We start from the raw sequence: 12,718 nt of genomic DNA, 5'->3' as shown, positions 1-12,718 counted from the left end.
TTAGGCGACTTCGCTGGGCAGCGCGAGGATCATGCCCTTGCGGCCGTCTGTCCGTGCGGCCAAGTAGAACACCCAGGCGCCCACCGGGCAGTCCGTGTCATCGATCTCCGCGCCGAAAAACACCGACTCGGGCACGCCCAGGCCGGCGTGCTCGTCATCGCACATGTAGTCCCACTCCAGCTCCTCGCTGACGGTGATGAGTGCCGAGCGCTGGCCACTGCCCAGGCTCTGGCGGGCGTCGGCGCGGCTGCGTGAGTCCGTCACGATCATCAGGACCTTGCAAGGGTAGGGCGCTGCCATGACGCCGCGCCGCACGCTCGCGTGGGTGGCCAGCAGATCGCGCAGCCAGGCCGCGCCGGCGCCGGCGTGCTGGAAGAACGCCTTGGCGCCTTCGGTGTAGCAAAAGCTGGCCACGTCGGGGTGGTGGTAGATCTGCTCGCTGTGGGTGTGCTGCGAGAGGAGGGCGGCGAGGTCTTCGGTGGTGTGCATGGTGGGTCTCCCTGCGAGCGCTTTGCGCCCGCCAGGCCATCATCCATCAGCCCAGACCCGCCCGTCAAGCTCTTTTCTGCCGGTTGATAACTTAGCTTATCATCCGTGCTGTTTTTTGATGACAAATCGGTGGAGTTTTCCCGAGGCCTCAAAAAGCCGAAATCTGACAAGGGGTTAGGGTGTGCGAGTTCAGTTTTCAGAGATGTATCTACTTTTGTGGCTATTTTTCTCAGAAGTCGTGCAAACTTTCTCAGATGTCGTGCGAATGACTGCGCAGAGCGCGCCCCTCGCAGTGCGCTGGCGTTGAAATTTTTCCTGGTTCAACAACTCCCTGTCTCAGTGCACTGACCATCTACCTTCGGGTGGCTTTTTCCTCTTCGCGGCATCTCTGGTCATGTTCAACCAGGGCACTGCCCAAAGGAAATTCCATGGATAACCCACTAGATAAGACGAAGTATGCCCGTTACGGGTATACTTCAAATTCGAAATGACGAGCGTTTTCAAGCGAAAGGACTTTGCGCGTTGGCAGGCAGGTGAGAAATTGCCGGATGCCGCGCTATGCAAGGCGGTCAAGGAAATGGCGATGGGCCTGATCGACGCCGACTTGGGAGGCTTTCTCTACAAAAAGCGTGTAGCTCGGTCAGGTGGTGGCAAAAGCGGTGGCTATCGCACGCTGCTGTCGGCCAGGATGGGCGATCGATACGTGTTCCTGCATGGGTTCCCCAAAAGCGACAAGGCGAACATCACGCAGGAGGAGAGGAAAGCGCTGCAATTTGCCGGTAAGGCGTTTCTGGAGTTGACCCGCGAGGGCTTGTCGAAGGCCTTGGAGTCGGGTTTTTTAGCGGAGGTGCATTGTGAGCAAGATCATTGAGTCACTGCGTGGCGACCTGGCCGCACTCGTGGAGATTGGCGCGATTGACAAGGTGACGATGCGCGAGTTCGATGCTATCTGCCCGCCGCCGGTGCGGGAATTGGATGCCGCAGACATCAAGCGCCTTCGAGAGGACTTGAAGTTCAGCCAGCCGGTCTTTGCCCTGCACCTGCATACAACCGCATCGACGGTGCGTAAGTGGGAGCAAGGCGAAACCCATCCAACGGGTCCAGCACTCAAGCTGCTGAATATCATTGCCGACAAAGGCCTGCAGGCCATCCTCTAATGGGTGCTGGCATGCTTTGATTTGATCCACAGCCACCTTCGGGTGGCTTTTTTTCGCGCTCATCTTGTCAATGTATCTACGAACGTAGATACTTCACACCTCTGCCTACGATGCCCACCCGTGGGCACAGGAAGCGCCTCATGAGCACTCGCCCCCATCCGCCCACCAAAACCGCGCGCCTGTTTGTCACCGGCGGAAGCCAGGCAGTGCGCCTGCCGGCCGAGTTCCGCTTTGAAGGCTCGGAAGTGCTGATCCACCGCGACCCGCGCAGCGGCGATGTGGTCCTCTCGCCGGTCGTGCGAAAAAGCTGGGCGAGCTTCTTCGCGCTGCGCGAGAGCATGCGCGACGAGCTGCGCGCCGAAGCGCTGGACGACTTCCTAATCGAACGCGATCAACCCACCGAAGTCCCTCGCGATCCGTTCGAGGCCTGGACAGAGGGACCTGGCACAGCAGAAGGTGAGGGCACTCGGTGAGCCTGCTCTATATGCTCGACACCAACGTCACCAGTGCCGCACTGCGCGGCGACCCGGTCATCAATGACAGGCTCATCGACTTGCCGACGGGAAGCTGGTGCATCTCGGCCGTCACCGCGGCCGAACACCTCTACGGCCTGGCTAAGAAGCCCGCTGCCGCGCGCCTGGCGGAGCTGGTTCATGCATTCCTGGAGGTGGCGGTTGTGAAGCCCTGGGACCGCACAGCAGCGAGCGAGCTCGGCCACTTGCGCGCCTACCTGGCGCGCGATGGCCAAATGATCGGCGCCTACGACGGCCTGATCGCGGCGCACGCGCTGTCGCTGAACCTCACGCTGGTGACGGCAAACGTGCGTGAGTTCAGCCGCGTGGCGGGCCTGCGAATTGAGAACTGGTATGCCGCGCAAGCATGAGGCGGCCAGACCCAAACCAACGATTGGAACGACGATGAGCAACGAACTCTTGAGACTGGACGAGATTGCGCGTGAAGCATGGGATGGCAACTACGAACGCGTTGGCGTGCTCTCGACAGGCGAACGGCTGTATGTCGCCCTGGCCAGTGGCCGTATGCGCGAACTGTGTCCAGGCGATTCGATCGTGTACGCCGTGGGTCGCGTCGGCCCTGAGTGGATGGAGCACATGAAGGCTGTATGGAGCAACACCAGGCAACCGGAAAACTGAACGAGCTGGCTATGGGCATCCAAGACGCCAAATTGCCGTGCTTTTGCGGATGTACTGGCGCACAGTTTGAATCACCACTTCATGCGGCGTTCAGGTGAGCAGCTGTATGCGCCGCTCAATTGCAGGGATGCCGTCGCTGGCCACCCTCTCGCAGCCAATCTTGACGCGTTCATCAACTGGGGCGATGACCCAATTGGCGACGGGATGTACGCCAATCCGCTAAGGCATCCGCGAGCCTGAAGCGGCCATTTCGCGCCGTCGAGAAGCGGTTTTCGCTGGCCACTATCTCTGACCATGTTCAACCATGGATCAGGAGTGACCATGAAAAAGGAAAGACCAGTCTGCCCGCATTGCGGCAGCAACCAATTGGTGGCCGATGGCTCGCTGGAGTTCGACGGAGCAGCAGGCGAGTGGCGTGCAGGTTCGGAGATCTACAACGAAAGCTGTTTGTGCCGAAACTGCGGGCGGTCGGAGTTCAACCCAGAGTGGAAGGAGCACAAGTTCACCGTGCTCACCCCGGCGCATGCGACGTTGGATTTAAGCGATCCGCCGCCCTATTGCTCGTTCGATGTCGATGTGGATCTGATCGAAAAAATCAAATCCGTTCGAGAGGCGATTCAGTCCCTGGCACTCGCAGAAGCCTCAATTTCGTTCGGTGCCTGGTGGGGTCCTGAAACGGACGAGTACCGCTTGCAAGGTGGTGCCTTGGTGATCGCCTCTTCGGGCTCCTTTTGGGCATCTGACATGCGCAAGCACGAGAGTTACTACATCGAAAGTGAAGTCATCGAAGTGGACGATCTGTTGGCCCTTTGGGAAACCGCAACGACAGGCTCGGTCCATGTGCTGGCCGCGCATGGTGATGAAGCCGTTGAGCTCTTGGCCGAGTACCGCACCGACACGATTGAACCGCCGGTCGACGACCACTGAACAACCAACCCCGCGCAGCTTTTTGCTGCCGGGGTTTTTCTTTTGGCGAAGCGCTCTAGGCCCGCGCGATCGGGATCTGCCGCCAGTCTGTCGTGTAGTGCGGTGTCCTCCGCTCCTGGCGCATCTGCCAAGCCTGCAGCTGGTTCTGTTGACCCATCGCAGCAACCTGCAGTGTGCCCCGGCCGTACCGCGTGTTGAGCTGATCCATGGCCTTCATGAGTTTGCTGCGATCACGAACAGGTGCTTCCACTTCCAGGTCCAGCTCGCACTGCTGATGTAATTCGCTGGACAAGTCGCACAGCATCACCCCGGCCTTGGCCAGCATGTAGCCGGGCTCAAACATGAGGCGCAAACCCATCACAGCGGCCTCAGTGATTTCGGCTGTGTCTGCTGTCGGCCGGCGTAGCGGCACCGACAGCGATCGGGCCCAGCGAGGACCTGGTCGGAAAGGGGAAGTGTGAGCAAACACATGCACCAGGCCGGCGACGCTGGACTGCTTGCGCAGCTTTTCAGCTGCCCGAGATGCAAACGTGCTGACCGCTTCTACCAAGGGTTCAACGTCGGTCACGGGATGGCCAAACGAGCGCGTCACGGCGATCTCGCGCTTGGCGGGTGGCGCATCTTCCAGCTCGATGCAAGATTCGCCTTGGAGCTCACGAACCGTGCGCTCCAGCACGACCGACCAGCGCCTGCGCACGATCGCTGGGTCAAGTCGAGCCAGATCCAGCGCCGTCATCACGCCGTCGGCGCGCAGCTGCTCGCCGATGCGACGGCCGACACCCCACACCTCAGCCACCTCGGTCGCAGCAAGCAACTCCTCAACGTCTGCACGCGACAGGACGCCCAGGTTGCACACCTGAGCGTGTTCGCGGGGGTAGCTCCCAGGCTTGCGATCGGCCTGTTTCGCTACGTGGTTTGCGAATTTGCTCAAAGTCTTCGTTTGAGCGATTCCAACGCCGCAAGCAATGCCCGTCCATTGCAAAATTCTGGCTCGAATGGCTCGCGCTCTCTTGGTCTGATCACCGCGCACACCGTGCAGGGAGACGAAGGCTTCGTCGATGCTGTAGCGCTCCATGCTGGGCCCCAGCGCGGCCGCCAAACTCATGACGCGATCGGACATGGATCCATACAGCGTGAAGTTCGGACTCAGAAACACCAGGCCCTCAGCTTCGAGATGCCGCACTTCAAAGTACGGCTGTCCCATCTTCACGCCCATGGCTTTTGAGGCTTCTGACCTTGCGATAACGCAACCATCGTTGTTGCTGAGCACGCACACGGGCCGCCCAATCAGGGACGGCCGCAGCGCAGCCTCGCAGGAGGCGTAAAAATTGTTCGCGTCGAGAAGCGCATACATGCTAGATCGCAAAGCGCGTGATGCTGCTGGTGACAACACCCCATACCACCAGCGATTGGCCATCACCGGGGATGATGGGTGGGTAGGTCGGATTGCCTGCGAGCAGCTTGACGCGGCCCGCGCGTTGGTACAGTTTCTTGACCGCAAACTCGCCATCGAGAATGGCGACAACGATGTGGCCATGACGTGGCTTGATCGCCCGGTTGACCACGATGATGTCCCGATCGTCAATGCCTTCTTCGACCATGGAGTCACCCGCGACACTGAGCATAAACGTGGCCTGTGGATGGGTGACCAGCAAGTCATTGAGATCCAGAGGCTTGCCCACATGGTCTTCGGCCGGCGACGGAAAGCCCGCGTGAACGCTGGCCGGCACCAATGTCAAGATGCAAGGCTTGTCTGCTATGGGTGTAACACTGTGCATAATCACAGTAGTTTACGCCCGGCACAAAGGGGATGTGATGTGTTTTTCTGCTGCTGTGCGTGCGGAATTCAAGGCGTTCCAAAACCTGTTTCCGAAGTCACGCCTGTCCATCAAGGACTTTTTCGAGCTGTACTTGCGCCGCAAGAACAAGCCCAAGCCCGTGCTGCGAACGCCAAAGGCCATGGACGCGCAGTTCGCAAAGTCGCACGCTCAAGACCTGGCCGAGATCCGTGCGCTGATCGAGGAGTTCGATGCGGCGCAGAAGGTCGAGACTGAGCAAGATCTGTTCAAGCAGCGGCAGCGCCTGGCTGACGCACAGCGCTCATTGCAGAACAAGCCGACCAAAAAGGCCGCCGACGATGAACGGATTGCGACCACCAAAATTGAGCAGGCGCTGGCCAAGCTCAAGCGCCTCCAACGCGAGGATCTGAGCGCCGGGGACAGCAGAATTTTTCCGGGCTGGTGGGCGCCGGTGCTCATGTTCGAAAACGGTGAGCCCATCGTCAGGCCCATGCGCTACCAGTGTCGGCCGGCCGGCAAGCCGGTCAATTACGACACTCGTTTTCCAGGAACGTACAACGCCCGGCGTGACAACTTGCGGGGATTTTGGAATCAGCAGTTTGGTGCGACCCATGGCGTCATGATCGTGACCCGTTTCTACGAGAACGTCTCGCGCGATGGCAGCAACGTGGTGCTTGAGTTCCAGCCAGAGCCAGCACAAGACATGCTCGTAGCGTGCCTGTACTCCCATTGGATGCCGCCGGCTGGTTCAGATGAAGACGACCTCTGGTCGTTCGCCGCAATCACCGACGAGCCTCCCCCCGAGGTTGCAGCAGCTGGCCACGATCGCTGCATCGTCCAGCTGAGACCCGAGAACGTCCAGGCCTGGCTGACACCCCAGGGCCGCAGCCTGGAGGAGCTGGACGCCTTGCTCGATGACAAGGCGCCGGCGTACTACGCCCACAAGCTAGCAGCCTGACCCCCAGAGCCACCCACGGTGGCTTTTCCTTCCTCTGGACATCTCTCTCATGTTCAACACGATGCCCAGCATCGAAACAGGAGAAGCCATGTCCCTGAGAGATCAACCCCGCGTATTCGTGTACGTCATCGGCGGTGTCGCCGACTTCATAGCCGACCCTCATGCCGATGTGTGCGTTGTGGACGGCGACAACCTCGCCACGGACCCTCAATACACACCGACCGTGCCGGCGCGATTCGCGGATCTGGCCAAGCACTTCGACATCCCCGTCATGGACGAAGGCGCGGAGGCTGCAACGGCTCCGCAAGCAACGTCCGACGCGCAGCAGCTGCGCACGCTATGTCTTTCGCTACTGTCCATGCTCACTGACCTGAACAAGGGCTGCCGCGCCCACCGCAGCACCAGAGGTTCCCGCCATGCTGCAGGAGCTTTGGCTGGCCACAGAGGTGGACGGCAACGCCTTCGTCAGCTACTCCCTGGTGCGAGGTGATGGCTGGCTGATTCCTTACAAGCGCGAACTCGTGCTCAGGGAAGGGGTGCAGAAACGCATGTTTGATGTCCACAAGGACGAGCGTGGCATCGCACAGGTGCGGTGCGTCGTGGAGCATCCAGGCGGCGGCTTGGCGCCTTCTATCACCGCAGTGAGTGCCGTCTTGAGCTATGAGCCTGGGGAAAAGAACCTGCACCTGTGCTCGATCGACCAACTGCTCTCGCAGTGATCCCCCGAACCCCAAGCCACCCCTGCATCCGCGGGCGGTGGCTTTTTTCATGGCCGCGATCTCCAGGGATGTTCAACCAGGACGCAAGTCCTTCCCAAGGAGCCGCTATGGCCAAAAAACCCAAGACCGCCCAGCGCGTCAAATTCCAGCTGTTGGTGCCCGTGATCTCCACGGCGCATGCGCCGTCCGCAGAAGACTTCGACGAGCTGTCGAAGTTGAACATGGTCGCCAAGTATGAGCATGGCGGGTTCGTGTTCATCGGGACCGAAAAGCCACAAAGCGTCGTATGGCCTGAATGGATGGACCCGATCGTGGAGTGGTTCCAGTCCGCCTACCCAGGTGAAAACTGGCTTCGTTTCGACTCGGCAGGCGACGAGATCGATGGCTTGTACCTCTACGACTGGTAGTCGCACTTTCTCAACGCCGCTATTTCCAGCGATGTTCAACCCACATGGAGTGACCCCCATGGCTTTCGATAAATTGAATCCGAATCAGCGCTCACGCTTTCATGCGATGTTCGAACGCTGGCTGTGCAATGCAACAGATCAGGAATACCAGGAGTTCGCCAACCTGCGCGAGTTGATCGCGCCTGGCCAAGTGTGCTCAGTGGTCCGAATCGCGCTCACCTGTGTCAGCGACCCGGTCATGATCAATCGCCTGCCGGCGTCGTTGCGTGAAGCACTGCTAGCGGAGAATTGGCCGGTCGGCTACGCTGCCGCTTGAGGCTGCGGAAGTACTCCAATGCCTCTGTGACATCGACTTCTTCGAGAAGCCGCGTCAGCTCTATTGATGACAAGAAGTCGGTCCTTCCACCTCGAATGACCGTCAGCGCTGGTCGTGCTCTGCTTTCCATCCTTGGATAGTAGTCTGCGCACGGCCAGAAGTCCACGAACCCCAAACCGCCTGCATCACGCCGGCGGTTTTTTTCGCCCGCAGGTTTCGGCGTCCTGGGAGTACCACCCGAAGGCCTTCGAGCCGGATCGCTGCAGGGCCGGTCAGTTCCTCACGCCTTGATTGCCCAAGCCACCAGTGCGCAAGCATTGGTGGCTTTTCCCTTTTGTGCGATCTCCTCTCATGTTCAACCGGGCCAGCAATGGCCCTTCAAGAGGAGTGCACACATGCACAACACCACCAAACTTGAGACCACCTTTCATCGGGATACCCCTTTGCGTGTTCGCAAGATCCTGGAGCAAGCGAGGGTCCAAGGCACCGTGCTCCGCCTGTTCTACGGCGATCAGAATGGCAGGGACTGGGGCGAAGAAAACGATGTCTGCGGCTACGTCGGGCGGAGTACCGGAAGCATCCGTGTCCCGCTGCTGCTGGAGCCGCTGCGCGATGACGATGTGCTGATCTCGTCACCCGGCGGCGCCCCGATCCTGGATCATTGCATCGTGCGCATCGTCCACGCGCTGTCCGGCCATGAGCTGTGGCGCTGCAGAAACTACCGCGTGCCCATCCTTTACATCAAGTCGGGCAAAGACACCTTCGACGTGGAGCGCCAGGAGCAGGACAAGCCTTGCGAGGCGATTGCCAGGTTTTCGACCTACGAAGCAGCTGCGGGCTACCAGGCCTTCATCCAGGGTTTTACGGCCAGGCCGGACCAGTGGCGCACGCTACGCGAGTACCGGCGCGAGATCGAGCTTGAGCAAGAAGCCGAGGAGGCCTGACATGACCACCGTTCGAGAAAAACCCGTTTGCGCCAGCTGCGGCAGTGACGACGTTGTCTTCGATGGGCCTGTCGCGTGGAGCGTCGAGCTCAACGCCTGGGAATCGTGCGGCCACAGTTACGACAAGTCGATGCGCTGCAACGGCTGTGATGAAGACGGCGGACGGCCCAACTGGATTCCAGTGCCCACCTCGCCCGAGACCGCATCGCCGGCAAGTAGCTGAACCAACAGAGAGCCATCTTCGGATGGCTCTCTTTTTTTTGCCCAAAAAGCGTGCAACGCTACAATGTTTGCAATTACAACGGCAGAAACCAATGGACTCTGAAAAATGGACACTCGCATTGATTCTGGTGGTGGGGGCGATATTTCTGGTGCTGGCAATCCCGCTGTTGCGGTCGACGATTGGGACGATCCTTGGGCCAGCAGTGAAAGAGTTCTCCAGGATGCTGGTCTTTTCCCTGGTCTGGTGCATAAAGACACTCTTGATGAGTCACTTGATATTGTTTCGCGCTTTGCTAACGCCCAAAGATCTGCTCTTCCCGTCACTGAGCAACCAACTAAAAAAAGAGGAAAACCAAAAGCGGGAGAGGTGAGGGCACCGACCGCCAAGGCACCGAAGGCGGGCCCGCGCGCCTATGAGCTGTTCGACGAAGGTCCCGAGCGCGACGCATTCCTGTTGGTCTACGGGCACGCGTACAACCTGCTGCAGCACGACGATGTCGATGCGCGCCACTCGGCCATGCACTTCTTCTACGACGCGGCCGACGACGACCGCCTGACGTTCCAAGACGCCATCGAGGTGATCGGCGGCGGCACCACGGTCCGCGGCGACGTGATCCGCCTGCGCTTCATGTACGAGTTCTGGTTGCGCTGGTACAAGCCGCCGGTGATGGGGTTTGAAGCCAGCCCGGTGCCTGACTTCATCGAGGCCAAGGCCTGCATGGTGGGCGGCATTGAAGCAGGCATCCTCGCCGGCGAGATCTGGTACCAGCCAGGCATCAGCTTGACCGAGGCGATGGCCAAGACCGCCGACATTTGCGACCGCACCTCCGGCGACGTGCCCTCGGCCGCGAGAATGAAAGAGGCGATCGATGCGCTGATCGCCGACAGCTACATGGTCAGCACACGCCCATCGAGCGACGGCTCTCCCTCCAGCGACCTCTGGTTGACCGGGACCAATCCCCTTCTGCTGACCGAGCAGGGCAGGTTGGCCAGCCGCGGCACCCATGTTTGGACCAGCTTCTTCGGCAATTCAACGTCTCGGTGAAGGGTCCAGCATGAGCGAGAAGAGCGTGATTGAGCGGTACTTGAACCGCACACCGGATCGCAAGAGGCTGCTCAAATCGGTGTACGAGATGAAGATCGGCGGCCCGATGGAAACAGGCGCGCTGCTGGCTCTCGGTACTGGCGCGCTGTCGCTCGCGCCTCCCATCGTGCAGTACACCGGCATCCTTCCGGCCGCCATCTTGAGCGGCCTGGGCGCCACGGTGATCGGGCGCCAGTTCACGCGCTTGCTGAACAAGGACTTCTTGCTGAACAGCCGCGCCACGGTCGAGTCGTCAAAGCCACCGATCGCACCTGGCTCAGACGCACCCGGACTGCTCATTGGCTACACCTCAGACAAGGGTCTGCCGGTGATGATCCCCGACCCTAACCTGTTTCGGCACATGTGGATCATGGGCCAGTCGGGTATGGGTAAAACCGTCGCCGGTTCCCAGATGATGTTCCAGCAGATCCAGCGCGGTGGCGGCGTGCTGTTCGTCGACGGCAAGCTGGACATCGACAACATCGAATCGCTCTACCAGTTCGCGAAGTGGGCCGGCCGCGGCCATGAGTTCTGGGTCATCAACCCCGGCCAGGCCGAGTTCAGCAACACCTACAACCCGATCCTGTACGGTGACCCTGACGAGGTGGCAGCGCGCATCCTGTCGATGATCCCGTCCACCGAAGGATCCGCCGGCTCGGACTTCTACAAACAGTCTTCCAACGAAGCCCTGGTCATCTTCCTGAGCGCGCTCAAGCGCGCGCGCCTGGCCTACAACTTCAGCGACCTGGCCGTGCTGATGACCAATGCTCTCAGCATGGAGGAGCTGGTTCAAAAGGTGGAGGCGGCCGCGCCGGACTGCGCCGAGCTTCGCAACCTCAACCTCTTCCTCGATCGCTACCGCGTGCCGCTGAACGATACGCGCAACCCTCTCGCTGGTCAGATCAACATGACCAAGATGAAGGATGTTCTGGGCGGGCTGGCAGGGCGGATGTTCACCTTCGGGAATGGCAGCTTCGGCACCGTGCTCAACGACTACGATCCAGAGGTCAAGATCTACGACGCCATTCGCGGCAACCAGATCATCTACGTGGCGCTGCCGACCCTGGGGAAAGACGTTGCGGCCAACAACTTCGGCAAGATCCTGATGGGCGACGTGCGCACCAGCTTGAGCTGGCTGCAGCGCAACAAGCAAGACCGCCCGACGATCCCGTCCATGATGTTCCTGGACGAGGCCGCGAGCTACGTCACCGAATCATGGGCCGTCGTGTTCGAGCAGGCGCGCTCCGCCGGCGTGTTCCTCCTGCCGGCAATCCAGACCGACTCGGGGTTCTCAGCCGTCAGCGACGATTTTGCGGAGCGGGTGATCGGCAACACGACCACCAAGATGTACTTCCGGGTCGGCACCACACAGGCGGCCGAGAAGGCCTCCGAGCTCATCGGCAAGACGCGCCGGGTGGCACGCACCCAAACCACCAACACCAGTTCCTCGACTTCGAGCCAGTACGTGCAGATCAGCCCGCAGCGAATGGGCGGAGAAGGCATCTCCGGTGGCATCAGCGAGCGCGAGGAAGAAGTGCCGTTGGTGGAGCCGGACGTGCTCACCAGCCTGGCAATCGGTGAGGCCATCCTGCAGTACGAGGGCAACAAGATCTACGACATTGTCGTGCCCATCGTCGGCCTCTCGAAGGAGTGCCGCGTCAAGCTGGGTCCGCTACAGCTCAACCACAAGCGCAAGGTCAAAACGCCTGGCTTGAACCTGGTCGGCCGGTGGCAGGACTTCGTGTCGACGCCCGTGAAGACGCGTGTTGGCAAGCGCAAAGACAAAGAGAAGAACGTCGACGAGTTCGGCTACGAGAACACGCCATAAGCTCGTCGCCTACCCGGTGCCAAGCCGGTTGGTCGCCAGCCCGCAACAAAGCGAGGTCCGCGGTCAGCCCTTCCGTGAACCTGGTGCTTTCCTCTCCGGCTTGTGCCCTTTGCGCTCTTCCAGCAGCCACGCACAGGCCAATTCGATCCCGGAGCTCAGCCGTCCACCGCCGAGCTCCAGCAAGGCCTCGTACAGCGGCGTGGTCAGCGAAACGGACTTCTTCACCACGGGTCGATCGCCGTCCTTGAAGGGGCGGCCGGTTCTGTCAGGCTTCAGTGGGGGGCGGTCATTGTCCGGCGTCGTCATAGCTTGACTATCCTAGCGCGCCGCCCGCTATGGACCTGGCGGCCATCAGCACATTCTTCCTTCGCTTTGTCGACAACCTCATCGCGGCTCTGGGAAGACCTCAGCCAGGAAGCACTCAGCGGGTGCGTCTGGCCACTCTCGGCGAATGAGGTCGAAGTCCCCGTAAGCCCAGCACCGCAGAAATTCTATCGGCTCTTGACTCCTGCCGTCGTTCAACATGTACGTGTTCACAGCCATGAACGAGGCATCTCCGCCGCTCATGCCGGGGCCTCGCGCCGAATCCACAATGGCGGTGATCTGTGCCAAGGCATCGCTCGGCTTCCATTCGCAGATCTGTCGAATTTCATACAGTGCATCCATCTCAATCTCCTGTATTCATCTTGATGATGATCGACTGGCTAAGCGCATTCG

The 12,718-nt window shown here is 60.3% G+C and carries 21 protein-coding genes; 16 read left to right on the top strand and 5 right to left on the bottom strand.

What is annotated here, in order from left to right; genetic code table 11:
- Positions 1-489: a DUF6876 family protein gene (locus G518_RS0118145; RefSeq protein WP_028603768.1), complete on the bottom strand. Its 489-nt coding sequence runs from the start codon at positions 487-489 to the stop codon at positions 1-3.
- A gap of 487 nt (positions 490-976) precedes the next feature.
- Here G518_RS0118145 and G518_RS0118140 point away from each other — a divergent pair, with 487 nt between their 5' ends.
- From G518_RS0118140 to G518_RS0118110, 7 genes are all read left to right on the top strand, one after another.
- The gene (locus G518_RS0118140; protein WP_028603767.1) at positions 977-1,360 is read left to right on the top strand and encodes a type II toxin-antitoxin system RelE/ParE family toxin; all 384 of its coding nucleotides are present in this window, start codon (positions 977-979) and stop codon (positions 1,358-1,360) included.
- Positions 1,344-1,646 carry a helix-turn-helix domain-containing protein gene (locus G518_RS0118135; protein ID WP_028603766.1) on the top strand — a complete coding sequence of 101 codons (303 nt, stop codon included), beginning with the start codon at positions 1,344-1,346 and terminating at the stop codon, positions 1,644-1,646. Before G518_RS0118140 ends, G518_RS0118135 begins: the two co-directional genes overlap by 17 nt.
- A 140-nt stretch (positions 1,647-1,786) precedes the next feature.
- Positions 1,787-2,119, top strand: a complete 333-nt coding sequence (locus G518_RS35750; protein ID WP_051236982.1) for an antitoxin — start codon at positions 1,787-1,789, stop codon at positions 2,117-2,119.
- Entirely contained in the window at positions 2,116-2,529 is a 414-nt protein-coding gene (locus tag G518_RS0118125; RefSeq protein WP_245598014.1) for a type II toxin-antitoxin system VapC family toxin, read from the top strand. The genes G518_RS35750 and G518_RS0118125 overlap by 4 nt, the downstream gene beginning before the upstream one ends.
- 34 nt (positions 2,530-2,563) lie before the next feature.
- Positions 2,564-2,797: a hypothetical protein gene (locus tag G518_RS0118120; RefSeq protein WP_147914698.1), complete on the top strand. Its 234-nt coding sequence runs from the start codon at positions 2,564-2,566 to the stop codon at positions 2,795-2,797.
- A gap of 81 nt (positions 2,798-2,878) precedes the next feature.
- On the top strand, positions 2,879-3,037 hold the full coding sequence (locus tag G518_RS40055) for a hypothetical protein (protein ID WP_156909454.1): 159 nt from the start codon (positions 2,879-2,881) through the stop codon (positions 3,035-3,037).
- 81 nt (positions 3,038-3,118) lie between these two features.
- The gene (locus G518_RS0118110) at positions 3,119-3,724 is read left to right on the top strand and encodes a hypothetical protein (RefSeq protein ID WP_028603763.1); all 606 of its coding nucleotides are present in this window, start codon (positions 3,119-3,121) and stop codon (positions 3,722-3,724) included.
- A 55-nt stretch (positions 3,725-3,779) separates the two neighbouring features.
- Here the strand turns inward: G518_RS0118110 and G518_RS0118105 are convergent, their stop codons facing one another.
- On the bottom strand, positions 3,780-5,078 hold the full coding sequence (locus G518_RS0118105) for a Y-family DNA polymerase (protein ID WP_028603762.1): 1,299 nt from the start codon (positions 5,076-5,078) through the stop codon (positions 3,780-3,782).
- A 1-nt stretch (position 5,079) separates the two neighbouring features.
- On the bottom strand, positions 5,080-5,502 hold the full coding sequence (locus G518_RS0118100; RefSeq protein WP_036595172.1) for a LexA family protein: 423 nt from the start codon (positions 5,500-5,502) through the stop codon (positions 5,080-5,082).
- Between the two features lie 37 nt (positions 5,503-5,539).
- On the opposite strand from G518_RS0118100, the gene G518_RS0118095 reads away from it, so the two are divergent.
- From G518_RS0118095 to G518_RS35730, 9 genes are all read left to right on the top strand, one after another.
- A complete protein-coding gene (locus tag G518_RS0118095) occupies positions 5,540-6,481 on the top strand; it encodes an SOS response-associated peptidase family protein (protein WP_028603760.1) in 942 nt (313 codons plus the stop codon).
- Between the two features lie 49 nt (positions 6,482-6,530).
- The gene (locus tag G518_RS0118090; protein WP_028603759.1) at positions 6,531-6,971 is read left to right on the top strand and encodes a hypothetical protein; all 441 of its coding nucleotides are present in this window, start codon (positions 6,531-6,533) and stop codon (positions 6,969-6,971) included.
- On the top strand, positions 6,898-7,200 hold the full coding sequence (locus tag G518_RS0118085; protein WP_156909453.1) for a hypothetical protein: 303 nt from the start codon (positions 6,898-6,900) through the stop codon (positions 7,198-7,200). The genes G518_RS0118090 and G518_RS0118085 overlap by 74 nt, the downstream gene beginning before the upstream one ends.
- 107 nt (positions 7,201-7,307) lie before the next feature.
- On the top strand, positions 7,308-7,607 hold the full coding sequence (locus G518_RS0118080) for a DUF5983 family protein (RefSeq protein WP_028603757.1): 300 nt from the start codon (positions 7,308-7,310) through the stop codon (positions 7,605-7,607).
- Positions 7,608-7,665: 58 nt separating this feature from the next.
- Positions 7,666-7,923, top strand: a complete 258-nt coding sequence (locus G518_RS0118075; protein WP_028603756.1) for a hypothetical protein — start codon at positions 7,666-7,668, stop codon at positions 7,921-7,923.
- Between the two features lie 395 nt (positions 7,924-8,318).
- Positions 8,319-8,867, top strand: coding sequence for a hypothetical protein (locus G518_RS38625; RefSeq protein ID WP_051236980.1), 549 nt, complete (start codon positions 8,319-8,321; stop codon positions 8,865-8,867).
- Position 8,868: 1 nt separating this feature from the next.
- Positions 8,869-9,090: a hypothetical protein gene (locus G518_RS40050; protein WP_156909452.1), complete on the top strand. Its 222-nt coding sequence runs from the start codon at positions 8,869-8,871 to the stop codon at positions 9,088-9,090.
- Between the two features lie 105 nt (positions 9,091-9,195).
- Entirely contained in the window at positions 9,196-10,134 is a 939-nt protein-coding gene (locus G518_RS38620) for a hypothetical protein (RefSeq protein ID WP_156909451.1), read from the top strand.
- 10 nt (positions 10,135-10,144) lie between these two features.
- Complete coding sequence (locus tag G518_RS35730; protein WP_051236978.1) at positions 10,145-12,001, top strand: type IV secretory system conjugative DNA transfer family protein; 1,857 nt, start codon at positions 10,145-10,147, stop codon at positions 11,999-12,001.
- A 63-nt stretch (positions 12,002-12,064) separates the two neighbouring features.
- On the opposite strand, the gene G518_RS0118040 is transcribed toward G518_RS35730, so the two are convergent.
- Together G518_RS0118040 and G518_RS0118035 are read right to left on the bottom strand one after the other, a co-directional pair.
- Positions 12,065-12,307 carry a hypothetical protein gene (locus G518_RS0118040; RefSeq protein WP_028603752.1) on the bottom strand — a complete coding sequence of 81 codons (243 nt, stop codon included), beginning with the start codon at positions 12,305-12,307 and terminating at the stop codon, positions 12,065-12,067.
- Between the two features lie 78 nt (positions 12,308-12,385).
- Positions 12,386-12,667 carry a hypothetical protein gene (locus tag G518_RS0118035; protein WP_028603751.1) on the bottom strand — a complete coding sequence of 94 codons (282 nt, stop codon included), beginning with the start codon at positions 12,665-12,667 and terminating at the stop codon, positions 12,386-12,388.
- Positions 12,668-12,718 lie beyond the last annotated feature (51 nt).

Source organism: Ottowia thiooxydans DSM 14619, from assembly GCF_000422885.1.
GTDB lineage: Bacteria > Pseudomonadota > Gammaproteobacteria > Burkholderiales > Burkholderiaceae_C > Ottowia > Ottowia thiooxydans.
The sequence above is the reverse complement of the archived record's forward strand: the minus strand, read 5'-3'. Positions and strand labels throughout refer to the sequence as shown.

Coding starts and splice junctions, on each gene's coding strand:
- G518_RS0118145 (WP_028603768.1), bottom strand. CDS start 489: ATGCACACCACCGAAGACCTCGCCGCCCTCCTCTCGCAGCACACCCAC.
- G518_RS0118140 (WP_028603767.1), top strand. CDS start 977: ATGACGAGCGTTTTCAAGCGAAAGGACTTTGCGCGTTGGCAGGCAGGT.
- G518_RS35750 (WP_051236982.1), top strand. CDS start 1,787: ATGAGCACTCGCCCCCATCCGCCCACCAAAACCGCGCGCCTGTTTGTC.
- G518_RS0118120 (WP_147914698.1), top strand. CDS start 2,564: ATGAGCAACGAACTCTTGAGACTGGACGAGATTGCGCGTGAAGCATGG.
- G518_RS40055 (WP_156909454.1), top strand. CDS start 2,879: ATGCGGCGTTCAGGTGAGCAGCTGTATGCGCCGCTCAATTGCAGGGAT.
- G518_RS0118110 (WP_028603763.1), top strand. CDS start 3,119: ATGAAAAAGGAAAGACCAGTCTGCCCGCATTGCGGCAGCAACCAATTG.
- G518_RS0118105 (WP_028603762.1), bottom strand. CDS start 5,078: ATGTATGCGCTTCTCGACGCGAACAATTTTTACGCCTCCTGCGAGGCT.
- G518_RS0118100 (WP_036595172.1), bottom strand. CDS start 5,502: ATGCACAGTGTTACACCCATAGCAGACAAGCCTTGCATCTTGACATTG.
- G518_RS0118095 (WP_028603760.1), top strand. CDS start 5,540: ATGTGTTTTTCTGCTGCTGTGCGTGCGGAATTCAAGGCGTTCCAAAAC.
- G518_RS0118090 (WP_028603759.1), top strand. CDS start 6,531: ATGTTCAACACGATGCCCAGCATCGAAACAGGAGAAGCCATGTCCCTG.
- G518_RS0118085 (WP_156909453.1), top strand. CDS start 6,898: ATGCTGCAGGAGCTTTGGCTGGCCACAGAGGTGGACGGCAACGCCTTC.
- G518_RS0118080 (WP_028603757.1), top strand. CDS start 7,308: ATGGCCAAAAAACCCAAGACCGCCCAGCGCGTCAAATTCCAGCTGTTG.
- G518_RS0118075 (WP_028603756.1), top strand. CDS start 7,666: ATGGCTTTCGATAAATTGAATCCGAATCAGCGCTCACGCTTTCATGCG.
- G518_RS38625 (WP_051236980.1), top strand. CDS start 8,319: ATGCACAACACCACCAAACTTGAGACCACCTTTCATCGGGATACCCCT.
- G518_RS40050 (WP_156909452.1), top strand. CDS start 8,869: ATGACCACCGTTCGAGAAAAACCCGTTTGCGCCAGCTGCGGCAGTGAC.
- G518_RS38620 (WP_156909451.1), top strand. CDS start 9,196: ATGGACACTCGCATTGATTCTGGTGGTGGGGGCGATATTTCTGGTGCT.
- G518_RS35730 (WP_051236978.1), top strand. CDS start 10,145: ATGAGCGAGAAGAGCGTGATTGAGCGGTACTTGAACCGCACACCGGAT.
- G518_RS0118040 (WP_028603752.1), bottom strand. CDS start 12,307: ATGACGACGCCGGACAATGACCGCCCCCCACTGAAGCCTGACAGAACC.
- G518_RS0118035 (WP_028603751.1), bottom strand. CDS start 12,667: ATGGATGCACTGTATGAAATTCGACAGATCTGCGAATGGAAGCCGAGC.